We start from the raw sequence: 19806 nt of genomic DNA, 5'->3' as shown, positions 1-19806 counted from the left end.
CCGCGGCTCATGTACTAATTGGCCTGCGGCCGCTCTCTTGTGCGGAACTCGCCTCGAGGGTGGACACCAAGGACCCTTCCGAGCGGTGAGATAGCGTGATGGGAGAGCAGCGGCATTCGATGGTGATGCCTGCGCAAACGATGCTTGGTATGTGAAACGATGCCCCAACAAGCAGCGTCCGAAGTCGCGACTGGCTGACCGTGCAGTGGGCGAGGCGATGCTATCCCGCCCGCAGCGGTTGCCTTCGGCTGTGCCGGCTCTCCGGACAGGCCGCCTCAAAGACGGGGAGAGTCTTCGGTGTCCATCCTCGAGGCGAGTTCCGCACAAGAGAGCGCCGTAGGCCACATAGATTGCGCATTCCGGTCAGGCTGAACATCGATTCCGGCGAACGCTGAGCACTCCGCTGGTGCTGACCGAGGGTGGCTGACAAGCTACTGTCACGCGCTCTGGCTCGTATCCGCGAAGGGGCAGCTTCCGACCCAAAGCGGACATCTGAACTTCTACCTGAGCAAGCTTGCGGTGGTCACTGATATCTGCACTGCATCTCGTTATACGCCGGCTTGCTAGCCGGACTCAGCAGCCCTAAGATCCAGCTGTGTCAAGGGGATAGCACCATACGGTGCGCTGTGGATAATTCGTATAGCCGGGCCAGGGATCCGGATATTAAGCAGTTGGATTTACGATGACAGATTGGTCGTATCTGCAATTTGCTTCACCCATCTATGCGTTACGGTTCCTCGGGCTGTTCGGCCTTTCACTGCTGCCTCTCCAGGCCTTGCTCGCATTGTGGCGTGACGCATTTCTCTGGCGCTCGTCCGTCCTCGGCAAGACTTCTCTCATCCTGGTGGGTGCTGCGGCCATTGCTTTTACAGCTATTGGCAGTCCTCAGATTGCTAGAGCATTTCGTTGCCTTACCGAGATGCATCGTGGCGCTAATTGTGCCGGCGGCTGGCTCTTCCTTGCCGTCTTTGTCGCCTGCTATCTTGCATTTGAGCTGGTGTCCGTCATTGTTCCGGCGATTGTACGGAAGGTTAACGTTGTAACCTAACAATTCATTCAAGCCGAACGCGCCTCGCGGGTAGGTTTGATTCCAGAGTCATATTTTCCAGGGGGATCACATGGCACGTCCAAGAGTTTTTGTCTCATCCACGTACTACGACTTGAAGCATTTGCGGTCATCAATCGAGAACTTCATCGAGAGTTTGGGTTACGACGCAGTTCTCTCTGAGAAGGACAGTATTGCGTACATCCCGGATGCGCCACTCGACGAGTCCTGCTACAGAGAAGCTAAGAGCTGTGATGTCTTTGTCTTGATCATCGGAGGTCGATACGGCTCAGAGAGCAGCGCCACCTCAGGCGACGGCTCTAAGACAAAGGCCTTCTTCGATCGATACGAATCAATCACAAAGCATGAATACGAAAGCGCATTGGAGCGTGGAATTCCAACGTACATCGCGATTGATGCGGCGGTCGATGCGGAATATCAAACTTACTTAAGAAACAAGGACAACCAGATAATAAATTACGCTCACGTTGACTCCGTCAACGTTTTCGGGCTTATCGAGGAAATCCGACAGAGAAAGCAGAACAACCCGATAAAGCTATTCACCCGCTACTCGGAGATAGAAGACTGGCTGCGCGATCAATGGGCTGGTTTTTTTCGCGAGCTTATCCACCGCCTGACAACTTCACAGCAAATCCAAGATATCGACCTTAAGGTTGAAGAGCTTTCGGAAACAGCTGAAACACTTAAGAGATATCTTGAAGAGGTAGTTGGTCAGGTTTCAAAGCAAAAAGTTGAAGCTGACAAAATAATTCGCCAAGAGAACGAGAGGCTAAAGGAAGCCAAGAGAGACGCTGAATTTTTAAGTATTGGATATGTTCGTCATCTGCATCGAAGTCATGACCTCGCAATTTCCCGAATCAGGAAAGCCCTTCAAGAATCTGAGACCTACCCAGCGTTCGTCAGGTCACTGTTGCCGGGACATTCAGAAGGTTGCCACGCCTCGCTTCGAGCGTTCCAAGAAACAAATGAAGCACGTGATTTCATTGGATTGCCCCCATTCGACCCAAACGAGTTCGAAGCTCACAGAATAGCGCACCGGGGCTCTCAGCTAGAGAAAAGGCGCAGAGAGAGTTCAATACCCCCAAATGAATCGCCAGAGCCAAAGAAGCGCACCACGCGTAAAACGAGAAAGACATAACGAGTTGTTCAAGCCGACGCCGCTTCGCGGCGCGGATTAACTCAGGCATTGAACGCCCACTGCTGGCCGATTTCGGCGATGACCTCTCACTGTTGATGACGGCGGCGCGCAGAACATGATCGAGTCCCGCAACTCGGTACCTTGATCAGTATCACCGCGATGGTCACCGTTACCGGAATCCGCACATAGATACACGGGCCGCGCCAGCGGCCCCTCCTTTCCGATGTCTGAGCAGCGAGGGTGGACACCGAAGGCTCTGGCCTCACCGTCAGAACCGACGGCGGCGCCAGCCGCTGGGCACATGTATTCGCCTGGCGAATGAACCTTTGCATGCAGCATGCATCCGCGGACTTCCGCGAAGAACCTAAAAAAAGGGCCGCGATTGCTCGCGGCCCTTTCTCTCACTTCCCCGCTGATTACGCCGCGCGAATCGACTTCATCGTCTCGGCGTTGCGCACGACGTTCGCACGCAGCTCCTCGCTGTCGAAATCGTCCACCGAGATGAACTCGGCCACGCCGTCGCGTACGCGCTGCAGGAGCTCGCGCTCGGCGGCCGTGATGGCACCGAGCTTCTCGGCTTCCGCCAGCTGCTCGTTGTACGTGTGCGAGCGCAGCTGGCCACCCTTGAACGCCTTGAGGAACTTGCGCTCCACCGGCTCCGCCGCGATCACGTCGGGCAGGATCTGATTCATGCGGCCCACGGTGTTGTTCGCCGTCGGCGTGAGGTAGGTCCACGAGGTGAGGCGGTCGCGGGCCTCGCTCGGTGCCGTGATGAGTGCGGCGACGCGGCGGCCGAGGCGATCCGACGGCGGAACCTCGCGGCGGCCGAACGGGAAGACCAGGGCGCGCAGCAGCCAGGCCACCGGACGCACCGGGAAGTTGCGGATGACGCCGTCCAGCGCCATCTGCATCTTCCACACGCATTCGTGGAACGCCCAGGCCAGCAACGGACGATCCGCTTCCGGACGGCCGGTATCTTCATAACGCTTCAGCATGGCGCTGGCGATGTAGAGATACGACAACGTATCGCCGAGGCGGGCCGACAGTTTCTCCTTGAACTTCAGCTTGCCGCCGAGCACACCCATCGACACGTCGGCGCAAAGCGCCAGCGCGGCAGAGTAGCGATTGAGCTTGCGGTAGTAGCGACGGGTGTACGCATCGCCCGCCGTGTCGCCGATCTTCGACGCGGTGATGCCCAGCACGAAGCTGCGCACCGCATTGGAGAAGCCGAAACCGATGTGACCGAACAGCGCGTCGTCGAAGGTCTTCAGGCGCTCGCGGTAATCCGCGATGTTCAGTGCCTGCATTTCCTTCAGGACATAAGGATGGCAACGGATCGCGCCCTGGCCGAAGATCATGAGGCTGCGCGTCATGATGTTCGCGCCCTCCACCGTGATGGCGATAGGCACGCTCTGCCAGCCACGGCCCATGTAGTTCTTCGGGCCGAGGATCACGCCCTTGCCGCCGTGGATATCCATGGCGTCGGACGCGATCTGGCGGCACCACTCGGTGGCGTGGTACTTCGCGATCGCCGACGGAACCGCGGGCTTCTCGCCGCGGTCGACCGCCGCGGCCGTCGCCCGGGACAGCGCCTGCGTGGCATAGGTGAGGCCGCCGATACGGGCCAGCGCTTCTTCCACGCCCTCGAAGCGGCCGATCGCGAGGCCGAACTGCTTGCGCATGCGTGCATACGCACCGGTGGCAGCCACCGCCATGCGCGACGCGCCCGTGGCGTTCGACGGCAGCGAGATGGCGCGGCCCACGGAGAGGCATTCGACCAGCATGCGCCAGCCCTGCCCGGCCATGTGCGGGCCGCCGATCAACACGGAGAGGGGAACGAACATGTCCTTGGCGTGGACGGGACCATTCTGGAACGGCGTGTTCAGCGGGAAGTGTCGGCGGCCGATTTCCATCCCCGGGGTTTCGCGCGGCAGCAGCGCCAGCGTGATGCCGAGGTCTTCCTTGTCGCCCAGCAACTTGTCCGGGTCGTACATGCGGAAGGCGAGGCCGACGATGGTCGCCACCGGCGCCAGGGTGATGTAACGCTTGTCGAAGGTGAGGCGGATGCCGACGGTTTCCTCGCCGTTCCACATACCCTTGGTGACGATGCCGAAATCCGGGATCGACGTGGCGTCGGAGCCGGCATAGGGACCCGTCAACGCGAAACACGGGATCTCGCGGCCGTCGGCGAGCCGCGGCAGGTAATGGTTCTTCTGTTCCTCGCTGCCGTAGTGCATCAGCAACTCGCCTGGGCCAAGCGAGTTCGGCACGGCGACGGTGGAGGCCAGCGTCTGCGACATGCTGGAGAGCTTCTGCAGCACCGCCGAATGCGCCAGCGCCGAGAAGCCGAGGCCGCCGTAGCTCTTCGGAATGATCATGCCGAAGAACTTGTTCTTCTTGATGAACTCCCAGACGTTCGGCGGCAGGTCGGCCAGCTCGTGCGTGATCTGCCAGTCGTCGATCATGCCGCAGAGTTCTTCGACGGGGCCGTCGAGGAAGGCCTGTTCCTCGATCGAGAGCTCCGGCTTCGGCTGACGAAGCAGCTGCGACCAATCGGGCTTGCCCGAGAAAAGCTGGCCTTCGAAGCCGACGGTGCCCGCTTCCAGCGCGGTCTGTTCGGTGTCGGACAGCTTCGGCGTGACCTTCGCGAACATCGAGAGCAACGGGGCGCTGATCTTCTTGCGGCGGAAGTCCACCATCAGCAGCGGTACGGCCACCAGGCCGAGCAGAACGAGCAGCACGACGGTGGTCACCGGCGCGCCGGCAAGGAGACCGACGACGAGGATCGTCGCCGCCGTCGCGACGGCCCACGTCTTCAGGGACGTGCGGTGGTAGGCACAGGCACCGGAGGCGATGAGCGCCGCCAGTACAACCAGGATCGCAGACATCGGTATCACCTCGTCACAGTCGGATTGCTAAGGGTATGCATGAAACTCGCGACTTCGCGCGTGAACGCGTCGTTCGCGTCGCCGGCCACCATGTGCGTGGCGTCGGGCAGCACCACGTGACGCGCATGCGGCACGAGGCGAAGGAATTCTTCGACGGTATGGCTGGACACCACGTCGCTACGGGCGCCGGAGAGAAGCAGCACCGGCACCGTCACCCGGGCCGCCGCCTCGAACAGGCGAGGCTGGTAGCGCTCGCTTTCCTGCACCACGCTGTCGAGCAACGCCGGGTCCCAATGCCAGCGGAGCCGCCCGTCGCCATCCTGGCGAAGCAGCGGCTTCAGCTGAGACTCCGTCTTGCGCTCACGGCGATGCGGGAGGTACGCCTCGATGGCCGAGGCGGCCTCTTCGTAGCTTGCGAAGCCTCGCGGATGGGCGCGCATGAATCCGAGGATACGTTCCACTCCCGCCGTTTCCCAGCGAGGGGTGATGTCCACCAGGACCAATGCGGAAAAAGGCGGTGCGGCGTCTTCGGCCACCTCGCCGGCGGCCACCAGGCCAAGCAGCCCGCCCATGGAGGCGCCCACGAGCACCGGAGGGCTTCCGTCGGCCGAGGCGGCTTCACGCGCCACGGCCAGGAGGTCGCCGACGAACTGCTCCATGTGGTAATCGCCACGCGGCATGCGCTCGCTTTCCCCGTGGCCACGCGCGTCGAACGTGGTGGCATCGAATCCATCCGCCGCCAGTGTCCGGGCGGCGCCCTGCCATGCATGGCGGGTCTGGCCAAAGCCATGCGCGAATACCAGCGACGGCGAGCGTTCGCCGCGCCAGCGTTCGGTAGCGATGGCGAGACCGTCGAACGAGACGAGGCTCGCACGGGCGCTGGAAACATGAATGGAGTCGACAACCATACGGCCGAGTATGTAACGGTCGAAAGGGTGCGTCAATACGCCCGCGTACGGTCAGGTAAGGGCAGCCAAGTCAAGGTCTTATGCAACATCGCCCAGCGGCGACCGATTGCAAACGCGGCCGTCTCGGCTACCATGCGTCGATGAACGATGGTGCGAAGAACGAACGAGTCCGCCTTTCCGCCGAAGATTGGGAAGACGGTGCCCTGGCTCTCATCGCCGAGCAAGGCGTCGGCGCGGTCGCGGTCGAGGCCCTGGCCAGGCGTCTCGGCGTCACCAAGGGCAGCTTTTACTGGCACTTCCGAACCCGCGAGGCGCTGCTGCAGGCCGCACTGGAACGCTGGGAGGAATACGGCGAACGCGAAGTGCTGGCGGAGATCGAACGCATTCCGGACCCGCGCAAGCGCCTGCCGGAACTGTTCCGCCGCGTGGCCCACGAGATGCAGCCCCATCGCGTATACGCCGCGCTCCTCAAGGCACTCGACCATCCGCAGGTCATTCCGGTGATGTCGCGCGTGTCCCAGCGGCGTATCGACTTCCTTACCCGCATGTACACGGAAGCCGGACTGGAACCGGTGGTGGCCCTTCATCGGGCCCGGCTCACTTATGCCGCGTACGTGGGTTTCCTGCAGCTGAACTTCACGCTCGGCCTCCCGCGGATTTCGCACGACGAGTTCGATGCCTACGTCGAGCACATGATCGCCACGCTCACGCCCGCGAAATCGAACGACTGATCCTGAACGGCCCCGGCGTTTTGCTGCGCCGTACCTTGCCAATACCAGGACTCGCAAACTACTGTCTCCGCTTGCGTTTAACTGGAGACCACCAAGGATGCGTTCGCACGGCAGTTCACTGGAAGCATTGAATAGATGGGTCGACGACGTCGCTCGGCTCACGGAACCCGCGGCCATCCACTGGTGCGACGGCTCCGACGCGGAGTACGCCGAACTCGTCACGACGATGCTGGCCAGCGGGGACCTTCTTCCGCTGAATGCCGAGAAGCATCCGCGTAGCTACCTGCATCGCTCGCATCCTTCCGACGTGGCGCGCGTCGAACACCTCACCTTCGTGTGCACGCCGGAAGAAGAGGACGCCGGTCCCAACAATCACTGGATGGCGCCCGCGGAAGCCCACGCGAAGATCGACGCGCTGTTCGCCGGCGCCATGCGCGGCCGCACGATGTATGTCATCCCCTACTGCATGGGCCCGATCGACTCACCGATCGCGCGGTGCGGCGTGGAGATCACCGACAGCCCCTATGTGGTGGCCAACATGCGCATCATGACTCGCATGGGTCAGCCGGCCCTGGCTCGCATCGAACGCGACGGCAGCTTCGTGAAGGGGCTGCATTCCACGGGCGACCTCAACCCGGAGCGCCGCTTCATCATGCATTTCCCCGAGGAACTGTCGATCAAGTCGATCGGCTCGGGCTACGGTGGCAACGCCCTCCTGGGCAAGAAGTGCCATGCGCTGCGCATCGCCAGCCACCAGGCCCGTCGCGAAGGCTGGCTCGCGGAACATATGCTCATCGTGGGCATCGAAAATCCGCAGGGCGAAAAGCACTACATCGCCGCCGCCTTCCCGTCCGCTTGCGGCAAGACCAACCTCGCCATGCTCATTCCGACCGAGGGCTATCGCAAGGCGGGATGGAAGGTCTGGACCGTCGGCGACGACATCTGCTGGATGACGCCGGGCGAAGACGGCCGCCTGTGGGCGATCAATCCGGAGGCCGGCTATTTCGGCGTCGCGCCGGGGACCAGTGCCAAGACCAATCCCTCGGCCCTCACCACGCTCGGCCAGGATGCAATCTTCACCAACGTGGCCGTGACAGCCGACAACGCCGCATGGTGGGAAGGCCTGGGCGAAGGCGAGCCGGTCACCGACTGGCAGGGCCGCCCGTACGATCCCGCCAACGGCCCGGCCGCACATCCCAACGCGCGCTTCACGGTAAGTGCGAAGCAGTGCCCCAGCTGGGCCCCGGAGTCCGAAGCGCCCACCGGCGTGCCGATCTCCGCGATCGTCTTCGGCGGCCGCCGTCCGTCGCTGGTGCCGCTGGTGTTCGAGGCAAAGGACTGGGCGCATGGTGTTCTCGTCGGCGCTGCGATGGGCTCGGAAACCACGGCCGCCGCCACGGGTGCCGTGGGCGTGCTCCGCCGCGACTCGATGGCGATGAAGCCGTTCTGCGGCTACAACTTCGCCGACTACTTCGCCCACTGGCTGTCGTTCGACAAGCCGGGCGCCAGGTTGCCCCGCATCTTCCACGTCAACTGGTTCCGCAAGGACCGCGACGGTCAGTTCATGTGGCCGGGCTATGGCGACAACCTGCGCGTTCTCGACTGGATGATCCAGCGCGTGGAAGGTTCGGCCAAGGGCGTCGACACGCCGATCGGCATCCTGCCCGCGAAGCACGAACTGAACCTCGACGGCCTGGATATCCCTCCGGGTGTCGTCGACGAGCTGCTGCGCGTGGACGTGGAAGGCTGGCAGGAAGAACTGAGCGCCATTGCCCTGTACCTGGACGGCTTCGGGGCACGCATGCCGGAGCGGCTGAAGGCCGAGCGCCTGAAGGTCAGCAAGGCCCTGGATGCCGCCGTGATCCGCCCAAAGGCCAGCGTGGCCTGATCGTCGAACTACTGTGGGAGCCGCTTCAGCGGCGATGGGTGCTCGCGGCAAGCTTGCCCGCTGCCGCGGGACCGCCGGCATAGCCGGCTCCCACAGGAGTCCTCACCAAGCACAGAGGTTTCTTCACAGGCCTGCGAGCTTTGTGTGGGAGCCGCTTCAGCGGCGATGGGGGCGCAATCGTTGCTTAAACCGTTTATCCCCCGCCGGCATCCAAGCTGGCAAGATGAACGCCCTATGCCTCACCGCCACGTCCTTCATGCAGCCTGAGCTGCCCGCCGCATCGTCGGACGACGACATCGTGCGCGCGGCCGTGGCCGGTGACCGCAAGGCCTTCGAAACGCTCTATCGCCGGCATGCCGACCGCGTTTACGGCGCCGTGCTGCGCCTCGCGGCGTTCGACCACGCCCGTGCCGAAGATCTCACCCAGGAAGCGTTCGTGCGCGCCTGGCAAAAGCTCGAGGGGTTTCGCTTCGAAAGCGCCTTCGGCACCTGGGTGTACCGGCTCGCGGTGAACGTGGCGCTCATGTCCATACGCGCCCGCAACGCCGACCCGGTCAGCATTGTGGCCGACGACCACCTTCCGGACATGATGGACACCGACAATCCCGTTCGCGCATTCGAGCGCGAGGAATTGGAACAGGCCATCGCGGCGTTACCGCCGCGGGCCCGCGCCGTCCTCGTGTTGCATGACGTGGAAGGATGGAAACACGAGGAAATCGCCGTCGAACTGTCGATGGCGGTGGGCTCCTCGAAAGCACAGTTGCATCGCGCGCGCGGCCTGCTCCGGCGCGCGCTGGGAGACAAGCCATGAACGAACTCGACTACCTGCGCCAGATGCGCTCCCTTCATCGTCCCGTCACCCCGCACCGCGACCTGTGGGCGGGGATCGAGGCACGGCTCGACGACGCCGGGGCGGCGCCTCGCCGCCAGTATCGTGCGCGGCCCTGGTTGATGGCCGCAGCCATCGCTGGCGTGGCGGTACTGGGTGGTGGACTGGGCCTGCATCTGGTCGCGCCGCCCGGCACACACGCCGTCGCCAGCACGGCGCCATGGAAACCTTCCGATCCGCGCCTCACCGGCGCGGCGGTGGAACTCGACGCCGCGCGCATGGAACTCACCCAGGCCATGCAGGACTCCCCCGATTCGGCCGCACTGCAACGCCTGTTGCTGCGCACCGAGCGCCAGCGCAATCGTCTGCGTAATCTCGACAAGCAAGCCAGCTAACGCGAACAGCCAGGACATTCCCCATGAAAACGCTCTACTTCACTCCCCTGCTGCTGGCGCTGTCGATCGGCGAGGCCTTTGCCTCGACGCCGATCAACCTCTCGAAAGACATCCGGCCCAACGCCCGCGTCAGCATCCAGAACGTCAAGGGCGAGGTCACCGTCACCGCCTGGGACAAGAACCAGGTGCAGGTGTCCGGCACCCTGGGCGACGGCGCCCGGCCGCTGGAGATCGAAGGCGACGAGCGCAACGTCGACATCCGTGTCGAAGGCGATGAGAAGAAGGGAAGTTGGTTCAGTTGGGGCAACGACTCCAGCATGCAGCCCACCATCCTCAATGTGCGGGTGCCCCGGTCTGTGGCAGTGGACATCAACGTGGTCAGCGCGCCGGTCAGCATCGACGGCCTCGACGGCGGCAAGATCGACGTGGAATCCGTCAGCGGACGCATCCGCGCCAACCTGCGCTCTCCCGAAGTCAGCATGCAGACGGTCAGCGGCACGATCGACCTCGCGGGCCGCGCCGGCCGCGTCGACCTGCAGACGGTCTCCGGTGACATCACGGCCCCCAGCGTGAGCGACAAGGTCGACGCGCAGACGGTGTCCGGCCGCATGACCATCGGCGGCGGCCCCTGGAAGGAGGCGAACTTCAGCACGGTGTCGGGCGACACGCAGATCAACGGCAGCGTGGTCGAGGGCGGCAAGATCGACGTGGATTCGATGAGCGGCGACGTGCAGATCCAGTTGCCCCCGGGCACGTCCGCCCATCTCGAAGCCTCCACCTTCAGCGGCGATCTGCGCAGCGACTGGGGCAGCCCCTCGAAAGGCGAAGACGGTCCGGGCAAGGAATTGAAGACGACGATCGGCGGCGGCGCCGGCAACATCCACGTCGAGTCGTTCAGCGGCGACGTGCGCGTGCGCAACACAGGCCGCTGAGGCCGCGCGGGCGCTTCTCTGTGGGAGCCGCTTCAGCGGCGATGGTACTCACAGCGAGCTTGCCCGCTGCCGCGGGATCGCCGGCATAGCCGGCTCCCACACCGGGGGCTACAGATCCTGGTGATACTGCACGTACGGCGTGCGCGACTGGTCGGGCTCGGGGCCTGCCGGGCTGCTGGGCGCATTGCCCGACGACCATACGTTCTGCGCACCCACCGAGAGTTCGCCCCGCCATGGCAGGCGCCAGGTGACACCGAGATCGATGGCGCTCCAACGGCGATCCGGGTTCAGGCCGTTCACGGCGGTGGCTTCGGGCTGCATGGTGCGGCCCGTGATCGAGCCGGAGAGCGGGCCGCGATCGACACCGAAGCTCAGCGCCTTCTGATCGACGGAACCGATGCCGAGGAGGTTGCCCGGCAGGAGCCGGATGCGGCCGATGCTCGCGCCGAGATCGATGCCGCTGCGTGCGCCGAGGTCGACGCGGCCGTGCGCATTGAGTTCGGTACTGGACGACAACGCCCCGAAAGGAAGGCCGGAAGCCGTGCCAAGGCCGGGCAGCACACGCGGCAATGCGGCGCCCGTACCGGTCGGCCGGCTGGAACCGACACCGACACCGACGCTGTAACCCGTGCCGCGGTAGGTGGCACCGACTTCGCTTCCGACGATGCGGGGCGGCGCGCCGGGCGAGCTGCAACGATCGGTCTTCACTGCCGAAGCGCCACACGACTCGGACGAATTGATCCAGCCCTGGCCACTGACGTTGGCATGGGCCTGCACGCGGGGGCCGAGGTCATACTGGAGGCCGCTGGAAAGGAACGGACCAGCCCCGACGGGGTTGAGCGCCAGCGGTCGGGCCTGGTCCGGCCGGTCGCTGGCCGAAAGGCTGAGCCCGCGCCCCTGCTCGTCCCGCCCCGGCAGGAGGCCGGAAGCGTCCTGCTGGCTGTCCGCGCTGGCGCCCAGAAGGGGCGGCGCCGCGTCCGAAATCACCGGCGCAGCCTGTCCTGCCGTGGCGAACGGCATCAGCAGGAGCATGGTGAGTAAGGATCTGCGCATGGATAGTCTGTCGGCAGCGGCTGATATTCCCCGAGGCCCGGCTTCAGCCAGGCCGGGACGGGATCGAGTGTATCCCATTTTACTTTTTACTAACACCCCTGGAAGCCCGCTTCAGGAAACGTATCGGCTGCCGTTGACCACGATTAAGGGACGGTCCGCCGATTAGGGGCATGGGTCGGGGGATAGAGCCACGACCGCCCCATCGCGCGGCTGCGACAACGCATATAGACTGAACGAAACACAACCGGAACCCCGTCAGGCGATGATCTTCGCTCCATCCCAAAGCCCGACTATGCAGGCGCCTGGTTCCGGCGACGTCGAGCCGTTGCAGGACGCCCTGGAGCGGCTGCTCCGTGCCGCGGATGCCGAAGCGGTGCGCACCGAATGCGAGGCCTTCGTCCACTGCCTCATTGCGGGGGCGCGGGTGGACTGGCGTGCGGACGCCGAAGCGATTCCCGCCCACCCGGGGCTGCTTGAACTGGCGGTCGATCCGCAAAACGAGCGCAGCCTGGAGATCGTGGCACCGGAAGCGGATCTGGCCGCCTGGGCCGACATGCTGTCCTGGCTCGGCCGCCTTTCGTCCGCCCGCCTGCGCCAGCTCGCCGAGACCGCGAACCTCTACGAGGCCATTTCGCGGCTCGCCCTCGCCGAGCGTCTACAGCGCGCGCTCTACGCCATCGCCGAGCAGGCGGGCGCCGAGCACAACATGAAGGACATGATGAGCGCGCTCCACGGCATCGTGGGCAGCCTCATGTATGCCGAGAATTTCTTCATCGTTCTGTACGACGCACAGAACCGCACCGTCCGTTTCCCGTATTTCGTGGACACCGAGGACCAGGACATTCCCGATCCGGAAGGCATCCGTCCCATCGAGGCCATCGAGAACACACTGACGTGGCACGTGCTGCTCAGTGGCCGCTCCATGATGGGCGCCAGCAGCGATCTGGAAAAGAACCTGCCGGGTCCGCGGGTGAACATCGGCCCGCCCAGCGACGACTGGCTCGGCGTGCCCATGAAGCGCGGCGAGGACGTCGTGGGTGCGCTCGTGGTGCAGAGCTACCGCGACGATACGCGCTACACGGAGAACGACCGCGATCTTCTCACCTATGTCGCGCAGCACGTGCAGACGGCGCTGGAACGACGCCAGGCCCATGAAGAACTGGAACGCCGGGTCACCACGCGCACGGCCGCGCTGCGCGAGGCCAACCGCGTGCTCCGCCAGCAGGTTCTGCAGCGTCAGCGCGGCGAGCGCCTGCAGGCGGCTCTCTTCCGCATCGCGGAACTGGCCAACACCTCGGACAGCATCGAGAACTTCTACGCAGCGGTGCACCGGGTCATCGGCGGTCTTCTCTACGCGCGCAATTTCTATATCGCCTTATTGTCGGAAGACCAGAACAAGCTCACCTTCCCCTATTCGGTGGACGAACTCGATGGCGTGCGCGAGCCGCGCGAACTCGGCCGCGGGCTCACCGAGTACGTGCTGCGCAATGGCAAAGCCCTGCTGGCCGACCGCGACGAGATCGACCGCCTCAACCGCGACCAGGTGCTTTCCACCAGCGGCGCGCGTTCGCTGCACTGGCTGGGCGTGCCGCTCATCTGGAACGAGAAGTCGATGGGCGTGCTGGCGGTGCAGAGTTACACGCCTGAACACACCTACAGCGCCCGCGATCAGGAACTGCTGACCTTCGTCAGTTATCACATCGCGAACGCGCTGCAGCGCAAATACACGACCGAATCCCTGAAGCAGGCATACGCCAGCCTGGAGCGCCGCGTCACGGAGCGCACGCGCGCACTCGCGCTCGCCAATCGCGACCTGCGCGAGCAGATCGCGGAGCGCGAGCGCGTCGAGCGCCGGCTCAAGTATGAAACCCTGCACGACTCACTCACCGGCCTGCCGAATCGCACCCTTCTGCTGCAGCGTCTCGAGCAGGCGCTGAACCACTACCGCGAGAATCCCGGCGAGCTCTTCGCCGTGCTCTTCATCGATCTCGACCGTTTCAAGGTGATCAACGATTCCGTGGGACATCTCGTGGGCGACGACCTGCTCTTCCAGGTTGGCGGCCGTATCCGCGCCTGCCTCAAGACGCGCGACGTGGTCGCCCGTCTGGGCGGCGACGAGTTCGCGGTCCTGGTCGAGGGCATCGTCGACCCCCAGGCCGCCACGCACATCGCGGAGCGCATCATCGCCCAGTTGCAGACACCCTTCCGCCTGGGTGCGAAGGAAATCTTCACTTCGGCATCCATCGGTATCGCGCTGCCCTCTCCCGATTACACACGGCCGGAAGAACTACTGCGCGACGCCGATTCGGCCATGTACCGCGCGAAGGACGAAGGGCGCCACCGCGCCGCCATCTTCGACGATCGCCTGCGCCGCGAAGCGCTTTCCCTCCTAGAACTGGAAGGCGACCTGCGCCGGGCGCTCACCCGCAACGAGTTCGTGCCCTTCTACCAGCCCATCGTGGAACTGGAGAGCAGCCGCGTCGTCGGTTACGAGGCACTGTTGCGCTGGCGCCATCCCGAACGCGGCCTGCTGCCCCCGGGAGACTTCCTCGCCGTGGCCGAAGACACGGGCTGCTCCGAAGCCATCGACTGGCAGATCTTCGAACAGGTGGCGCGGCAGGCGCGTGCGCTGGTGGGCGACGAGGGTTTCCTCAGCATCAACGTGTCGGGCAGCCATTTCCGTTCCCCGGACCTCGATCAACGCCTGCTCGACCTGTTGGCGGAGCACAAGGTGCCGGCCCGCTCCATCCGCGTGGAAGTCACCGAGCGCGCGCTGCTGGAGAACCCCGCCCAGGTCAAACGCATCCTGGAAAACCTGCGCGATCACGGCGTGGGCATTGCGCTGGACGACTTCGGCACGGGCTACTCCTCGCTCAGCTACCTGCACCAGTACCCGATTGAAACACTGAAGATCGACCGTTCCTTCGTGACCGAACTTCCGTCCGAAGACAACGAAGCCCACAGCACGGCTGTGGTGCGTGCCATTCAGGCGCTGGCCGATTCGCTGCGCATGCACGTGATCGCCGAGGGCATCGAAACCGAATCGCAGATGCGCGTCCTGCGCCGCATCGGCTGCCGATTCGGCCAGGGCTTCCTGTTTGCGCAGCCAGCGCCGGCCAGCAAGTGGCTCGGCTCGCCGCTGTCGCTGGACGCGTAGTAGGAGCGCGCCCTGCGCGCGACATGTTTTGAGGCCTTGACCCGGAGCTGGCGCGCCAGCTTGAAAACCGAGGCGAAAAACTGTCGTACCCGACGCGGGCATAAACGCGCAGGGCGAGCGCCTACTGCAGGGTGGAGGGCGACGGCGGCGTTTCCACCTGCGTGAGCAGCCGCTCCGCGTCCACGCGATCGAAGATGTAGCGCGTGGCGCAGAACTCGCAGATCACTTCGATCTCGCCCTGCCTGTCATGAAGCGTGGCCTCCACCTCGTCGCGGCCCAGCGCGCGCAGCATGCCCTCCACGCGCTCCTGCGAGCAGGTGCAACCGAAGGCCAGCGGCTTCGGTTCGTACAGCCGCACGGTCTCTTCGTGGTAGAGGCGATAGAGAAGCTCTTCCGGACGCGTGGCCAGCATTTCGGTGGCACTCAGCGTGGCGGTGAGGTGACCGACCCGGGCCCAGGCGTCGTCGTCCTGTTCCGCCGCCGCATAACCGCCTTCGCCCGGCACCGGCTGGAGCATGAGCCCGACCGCGTGCTTTCCGTCTGCCGCCAGCAGAATGCGGGCCGGCAACTGCTCGGAGCGTTCGAAGTAGTTTTCGAGCGCCTCGCCGATCGTACCGGTGTCGTCGAGCTGGACTACGCCCTGATACCGGCCGCGGTCCGCGTGACCGATGGTGATGGCCAGCATGGCGTCGGGCAGGCTGGCCAGTTCGACCTGCGACGGCAGTGCCTGGGCGTCATACCGTGCCAGACCGCGAACGCGGCCCTTGTCCGTGCATTCGGTGAACAGCAGGCGCAACGCGCCCTGGCTCTTGAATTCCAGCGACAGCGCGCCCTCGAACTTGATATTTCCCGTCAGCAGGGCGCTGGCGGCCACGGCCTGACCGAGGGTATCGCGCAGCGCGCTGGGATAGTCCGCGCGCGAGGCGATCTCGTGCCAGCTGGCGCCCAGTCGCACCAGCACGCCACGCACGCCCGCCTTCTCGAGCATGAAGCGGTGCAGCACGTCTTCCGAGGCAAGGTTTTCGACGATGGAATCGGTCACGGCGGTCTCCTGGTGATCCGACGGAAGATGGGGACGCTCGCGGGCACCGACAAGCCTGCGGCGGACTTGCCCCTTATACTGCGCCATCCTTCGTCACAGCGCCGCCATGAGTCCCACGCCTCGTTCGCCGATACGCCGGATTCTCCGCCTGCTGGCCCTGCTGCTGCTCGCGTGGGTGGCGCTCTCCTGTCTGGCCGTCATCGTGCTGCGCTTCGTGCCCCCCTGGACCAGCGCCATGATGATGGAACGCAGGGTGGAGGCGCTCGTGCACGGTGAGGAGGATTTCCGATTCCGCCACCGCTGGGTGCCGTGGGACCGTATCTCGCCACAAGTAGGCATTGCCATGGTGGCCGGCGAGGACCAGAAATTCCCCTACCACCACGGGTTCGACGTGGATGCGATCCAGGACGCCATCGATGCCGCCGACGAAGGCAAGCGCCTGCGTGGGGCCAGCACCATCAGCCAGCAGGTGGCCAAGAACCTGTTCCTGTGGAACGGACGCAGCTTCGTGCGCAAGGGGCTGGAAGCCTGGTTCACCGTGCTCATCGAAACCTTCTGGCCGAAGCAACGCATCCTCGAGGTGTACATGAACGTCGTGGAACTCGGCGACGGCGTTTACGGTGTGGGCGCGGCCAGCGATGCGTTCTTCCACACCACGCCCGACCGGCTCGGTATCGCCCAGGCGGCAAGGCTTGCCGCGGTGCTGCCCAATCCCCGTCGCTTCCACGCCGACGCACCCAGTGCCTACGTGCAGCGCCGCGCGGAGTGGATCGCCCGGCAGGCGGCGCAGCTCGGCGGGCCGGCTTACCTCACGCGACCGGCGCCCGTGTCCGGGCGCGTCCGCTGAGGAGAATCCCATGTCGTTTTCCCTCGCCGTCGTCGTTCCCGCTTACAACGAAGCCCAGGTCATCGGGACTTTCCACGCCCGGCTGGCTGGCGTGCTCGACGGGATCGATGCCGCGTGCCGCGTCATCTACGTGGACGACGGCAGCAGCGACGACACCTGGCCCATGATCGTGGCGCTGGCCGAAGAAGACCCGCGTGTCGAGGCGCTGCGACTCTCGCGCAATTTCGGCAAAGAGGCGGCCATGACGGCGGGCCTGGATGCTGCCGACGCCGATGCCGTCGTGGTCATCGACGCCGACCTCCAGGACCCTCCCGAGCTCATTCCCGAACTGATCGCGCGGTGGCTGGACGGATACGACGTGGTGTACGCCACGCGCGGAGAACGAGACGGCGAGACGCGCACGAAAAAAATCACGTCCGCCGCGTTCTACCGGGTCATGGAAAAGCTGTCCGACACCCCTCTTCCCCGCGACACAGGCGACTTCCGCCTGCTTTCGCGCCGCGCCGTGGAGGCCATGCGGGGGCTGCGCGAGCGGCAGCGCTTCATGAAGGGGCTGTTCGCCTGGATCGGCTATCCGCAGACGTCGGTCACCTACCATCGCGACGCCCGCCACGCAGGCAACACCAAGTGGAACTACTGGCGCCTGACCAATCTGGCGATCGAGGGCATCACCTCGTTCTCCACGGCGCCGCTGCGGATGGCCACCTGGCTGGGCGTGTCCGCCGCCGGCTTCGCCTTCGTGTACGGGCTCTGGGTGATGCTCAAGGTGCTGCTGTGGGGCGACCCTGTGCGGGGCTATCCCACGCTGATGGTGGTGATCCTCTTCCTCGGCGGAGCGCAGCTTCTCGCGCTGGGCGTGATAGGCGAATACATCGGGCGGACCTACGCGGAAGCCAAACGCCGCCCGCTCTACTACATCGAATCGCGCCGTGGCGGCCTATGGCCTTCGGCGGATCGCGGACCGCCCCCACCCCAGCGATAAAATAGGCCCATGGCGGCGCACTGCGCGCCAGCCCTTCATCTTGCCGTGACTCCGGCAAGGCGGGCCGGGAGTAAACTGCGGGAACCGCGGCGGCGGCCGCGCCCAACCCGGGAGTCGAGCATGCAGCAGGTCAAGCATCTTCTTGCAGCCAAGGGAAACGCCGTTTACGCGGTGGCACCCGATGCCTCGGTGTACGAAGCCCTCCAGCAGATGGCCGACAAGAACATCGGCGCCCTGGCGGTCATCCGCGGGGACGAGCTGGTGGGCATCGTTTCCGAGCGCGATTACGCGCGCAAGGTCGTTCTCAAGGATCGCTCGTCGCGAGAGACGCCGATTGCGGAAATCATGACACCCGGCGTGGTCACCGTCGGCCCCGATGCCTCCGTGGACGACTGCATGCGGCTGTGCACCGATAACCGGTTGCGCCACCTGCCGGTGCTGGAGGGCGGCCGTGTCGTGGGCATGGTGTCGATCGGCGACCTGGTGAAGGCGACGATCTCCGAGCAGCGGGAAACCATCAACCAGCTGGAAAGCTACATCGTCGGCTGATCCGCCTTCGTGGCCTCGCTCGATTCCGGCTCGAGATCGGGCGAGGTAGCGGCACGTCTGGCCACTTCCGTCGCCACGGCGGCAAGCCCGGCGCAAACGACGCCGATGCCCGCGATACCGATGCCGATGGCGTGCAGCCCCTGAAGACCGCCGGTGACCAACAGGTCGCCGAGGCGCCATACCGTGGTCTCGATGAAGTTCTTGCCCTTGTAGCGCAGTTCGGGCGGCACGCGCGTGTAGAGCGCGTCTGCCGCGGGTTTGGCCATCCCGTACGTCAGGCCGCGCGTTCCCACCTGCACGATGGCGATCAAGGGCACCGCGAAACCGAACAGGAGCGCATTGCCTGCCCCGTGCATGGCCAGCCAGGCGAGCAATCCGAAGTTCACGATCGACGGCAGCACCAGTGCCCACGCCGTGCCGAGGCCGCGCATGAGCAGCGGCGTGAGGGTGAGTTGAAGGAGCGCGCCAAGGCCGTTGATCCACAGATCCAGCTCGGCGTAAAACGCGGTGCGGACGGCATTGTCCGTGAAGTGGGCCTTCGTGTAGTCGGCCATCAGGGCATAGGCCATGGTGGCGATGCCGTCGCTGAGCAACATGAGCAGGGCCATGTAGCGAAGGAACGGCTGCGACACGGCGGCCTTCGCCCCCTCGATGAACGAGCCTCCGAGCGGCGTGTCGTCGCCGGCATCGTCCTCTCCGTTTCGCGTGGAGAGGGCAAGCAGTGCACCGAGAGCCGCCAGGAGTGCGACCGCCGACACCACGAGCATCGCGGGCACATTCAGGCGCATGACGAGGAGACGGGTAAGCAACGGACCGGCCAACGCACCGGCCATGCCGCCGAAGGCGATGAACGGGAACACGAGGCGTGCCTGCCGGCTCCGGTACACGTCCGCCATGAAGCTCCAGAACAACGACACCACGAAAAGGTTGAAGACGCTCAGCCAGACGAAGAACACGCGGCCCAACGCCTCGGCCCCGATGCGGTCCTGCGCCACGAAGGCCGGCACGAAGGCCACCAGACACGCGACGAAGAAAAGGTAGCTGCCCAGGAGCACCCGCCGACGCGGAAAACGCGACACCAGCCAGCCGAAGACCGGCGTCAGGGCCAGCATCACCACGAAGACGATGGCGTAGAACATGGGCAACGACGACGATCCCGCCGCGCCCACCAGTTGGTCGCGCACTGGGCGCAGGATGTAGTAGGAGGTCAGTATCAGGAAAAAGGAGATGACCGATAGCGCGAGGGACTTGGCCTCGCCGCGGGCGGCATTCGGTCTCTGGTTCACGATGGCCCATGGTCCGGTGGAAGCGGCGCCCGAAGCCTACCATGCCCACGTGGCCCGTTCAGGGTCGTCAAGAGGCTATCCGTTGTCGCGGAGCGGGAAGTAAAAGACAATGCCA

Annotated in this window: 16 protein-coding genes; 11 read left to right on the top strand and 5 right to left on the bottom strand. The window is 64.7% G+C overall.

The features are described 5' to 3' along the window. Positions 1-682: 682 nt before the first annotated feature. Complete coding sequence (locus FHS47_RS19005; RefSeq protein ID WP_167031974.1) at positions 683-1048, top strand: hypothetical protein; 366 nt, start codon at positions 683-685, stop codon at positions 1046-1048. 70 nt (positions 1049-1118) lie between these two features. After that, positions 1119-2204, top strand: coding sequence for a DUF4062 domain-containing protein (locus FHS47_RS19000; RefSeq protein WP_167031971.1), 1086 nt, complete (start codon positions 1119-1121; stop codon positions 2202-2204). Positions 2205-2620: 416 nt separating this feature from the next. Here FHS47_RS19000 and FHS47_RS18995 read toward each other — a convergent pair whose 3' ends face one another. Next, the gene (locus FHS47_RS18995; RefSeq protein ID WP_167031968.1) at positions 2621-5092 is read right to left on the bottom strand and encodes an acyl-CoA dehydrogenase; all 2472 of its coding nucleotides are present in this window, start codon (positions 5090-5092) and stop codon (positions 2621-2623) included. Between the two features lie 5 nt (positions 5093-5097). Then, positions 5098-6000 carry an alpha/beta hydrolase gene (locus tag FHS47_RS18990; protein ID WP_167031965.1) on the bottom strand — a complete coding sequence of 301 codons (903 nt, stop codon included), beginning with the start codon at positions 5998-6000 and terminating at the stop codon, positions 5098-5100. 140 nt (positions 6001-6140) lie between these two features. On the opposite strand from FHS47_RS18990, the gene FHS47_RS18985 reads away from it, so the two are divergent. The 5 genes from FHS47_RS18985 to FHS47_RS18965 all read left to right on the top strand — a co-directional run bounded on the left by FHS47_RS18985 (position 6141) and on the right by FHS47_RS18965 (position 10775). Then, the gene (locus FHS47_RS18985; RefSeq protein WP_167032374.1) at positions 6141-6731 is read left to right on the top strand and encodes a TetR/AcrR family transcriptional regulator; all 591 of its coding nucleotides are present in this window, start codon (positions 6141-6143) and stop codon (positions 6729-6731) included. 97 nt (positions 6732-6828) lie between these two features. Next, positions 6829-8619, top strand: coding sequence for a phosphoenolpyruvate carboxykinase (GTP) (locus FHS47_RS18980; RefSeq protein ID WP_167031962.1), 1791 nt, complete (start codon positions 6829-6831; stop codon positions 8617-8619). A gap of 256 nt (positions 8620-8875) precedes the next feature. After that, positions 8876-9430, top strand: a complete 555-nt coding sequence (locus tag FHS47_RS18975) for a sigma-70 family RNA polymerase sigma factor (RefSeq protein WP_167032371.1) — start codon at positions 8876-8878, stop codon at positions 9428-9430. Continuing rightward, positions 9427-9843, top strand: coding sequence for a hypothetical protein (locus tag FHS47_RS18970; protein ID WP_167031959.1), 417 nt, complete (start codon positions 9427-9429; stop codon positions 9841-9843). Before FHS47_RS18975 ends, FHS47_RS18970 begins: the two co-directional genes overlap by 4 nt. 23 nt (positions 9844-9866) lie before the next feature. Further along, positions 9867-10775, top strand: a complete 909-nt coding sequence (locus FHS47_RS18965; RefSeq protein WP_167031956.1) for a DUF4097 family beta strand repeat-containing protein — start codon at positions 9867-9869, stop codon at positions 10773-10775. A gap of 108 nt (positions 10776-10883) precedes the next feature. Here FHS47_RS18965 and FHS47_RS18960 read toward each other — a convergent pair whose 3' ends face one another. Then, on the bottom strand, positions 10884-11828 hold the full coding sequence (locus tag FHS47_RS18960; RefSeq protein WP_167031954.1) for a hypothetical protein: 945 nt from the start codon (positions 11826-11828) through the stop codon (positions 10884-10886). Positions 11829-12120: 292 nt separating this feature from the next. Here FHS47_RS18960 and FHS47_RS18955 point away from each other — a divergent pair, with 292 nt between their 5' ends. After that, positions 12121-14985 carry an EAL domain-containing protein gene (locus FHS47_RS18955; protein ID WP_208382145.1) on the top strand — a complete coding sequence of 955 codons (2865 nt, stop codon included), beginning with the start codon at positions 12121-12123 and terminating at the stop codon, positions 14983-14985. A 121-nt stretch (positions 14986-15106) separates the two neighbouring features. Here the strand turns inward: FHS47_RS18955 and FHS47_RS18950 are convergent, their stop codons facing one another. Then, positions 15107-16027, bottom strand: a complete 921-nt coding sequence (locus FHS47_RS18950) for an Hsp33 family molecular chaperone HslO (RefSeq protein WP_208382144.1) — start codon at positions 16025-16027, stop codon at positions 15107-15109. A gap of 106 nt (positions 16028-16133) precedes the next feature. Between FHS47_RS18950 and mtgA the strand changes: the two genes are divergently transcribed. From mtgA to FHS47_RS18935, 3 genes are all read left to right on the top strand, one after another. Next, positions 16134-16874, top strand: a complete 741-nt coding sequence (gene mtgA, locus FHS47_RS18945; protein WP_167031944.1) for a monofunctional biosynthetic peptidoglycan transglycosylase — start codon at positions 16134-16136, stop codon at positions 16872-16874. 10 nt (positions 16875-16884) lie between these two features. Next, on the top strand, positions 16885-17856 hold the full coding sequence (locus tag FHS47_RS18940; protein ID WP_167031941.1) for a glycosyltransferase family 2 protein: 972 nt from the start codon (positions 16885-16887) through the stop codon (positions 17854-17856). A 120-nt stretch (positions 17857-17976) separates the two neighbouring features. Continuing rightward, positions 17977-18405: a CBS domain-containing protein gene (locus FHS47_RS18935; protein WP_167031938.1), complete on the top strand. Its 429-nt coding sequence runs from the start codon at positions 17977-17979 to the stop codon at positions 18403-18405. Here FHS47_RS18935 and FHS47_RS18930 read toward each other — a convergent pair. Further along, entirely contained in the window at positions 18390-19691 is a 1302-nt protein-coding gene (locus FHS47_RS18930; protein ID WP_167031935.1) for a translocase, read from the bottom strand. The genes FHS47_RS18935 and FHS47_RS18930 overlap by 16 nt on opposite strands. Positions 19692-19806 lie beyond the last annotated feature (115 nt).

Origin of the sequence: Luteibacter sp. SG786 (assembly GCF_011759605.1) — a bacterium.
Lineage (GTDB): Bacteria > Pseudomonadota > Gammaproteobacteria > Xanthomonadales > Rhodanobacteraceae > Luteibacter.
This window is presented reverse-complemented; position numbering and strand designations above follow the sequence as displayed.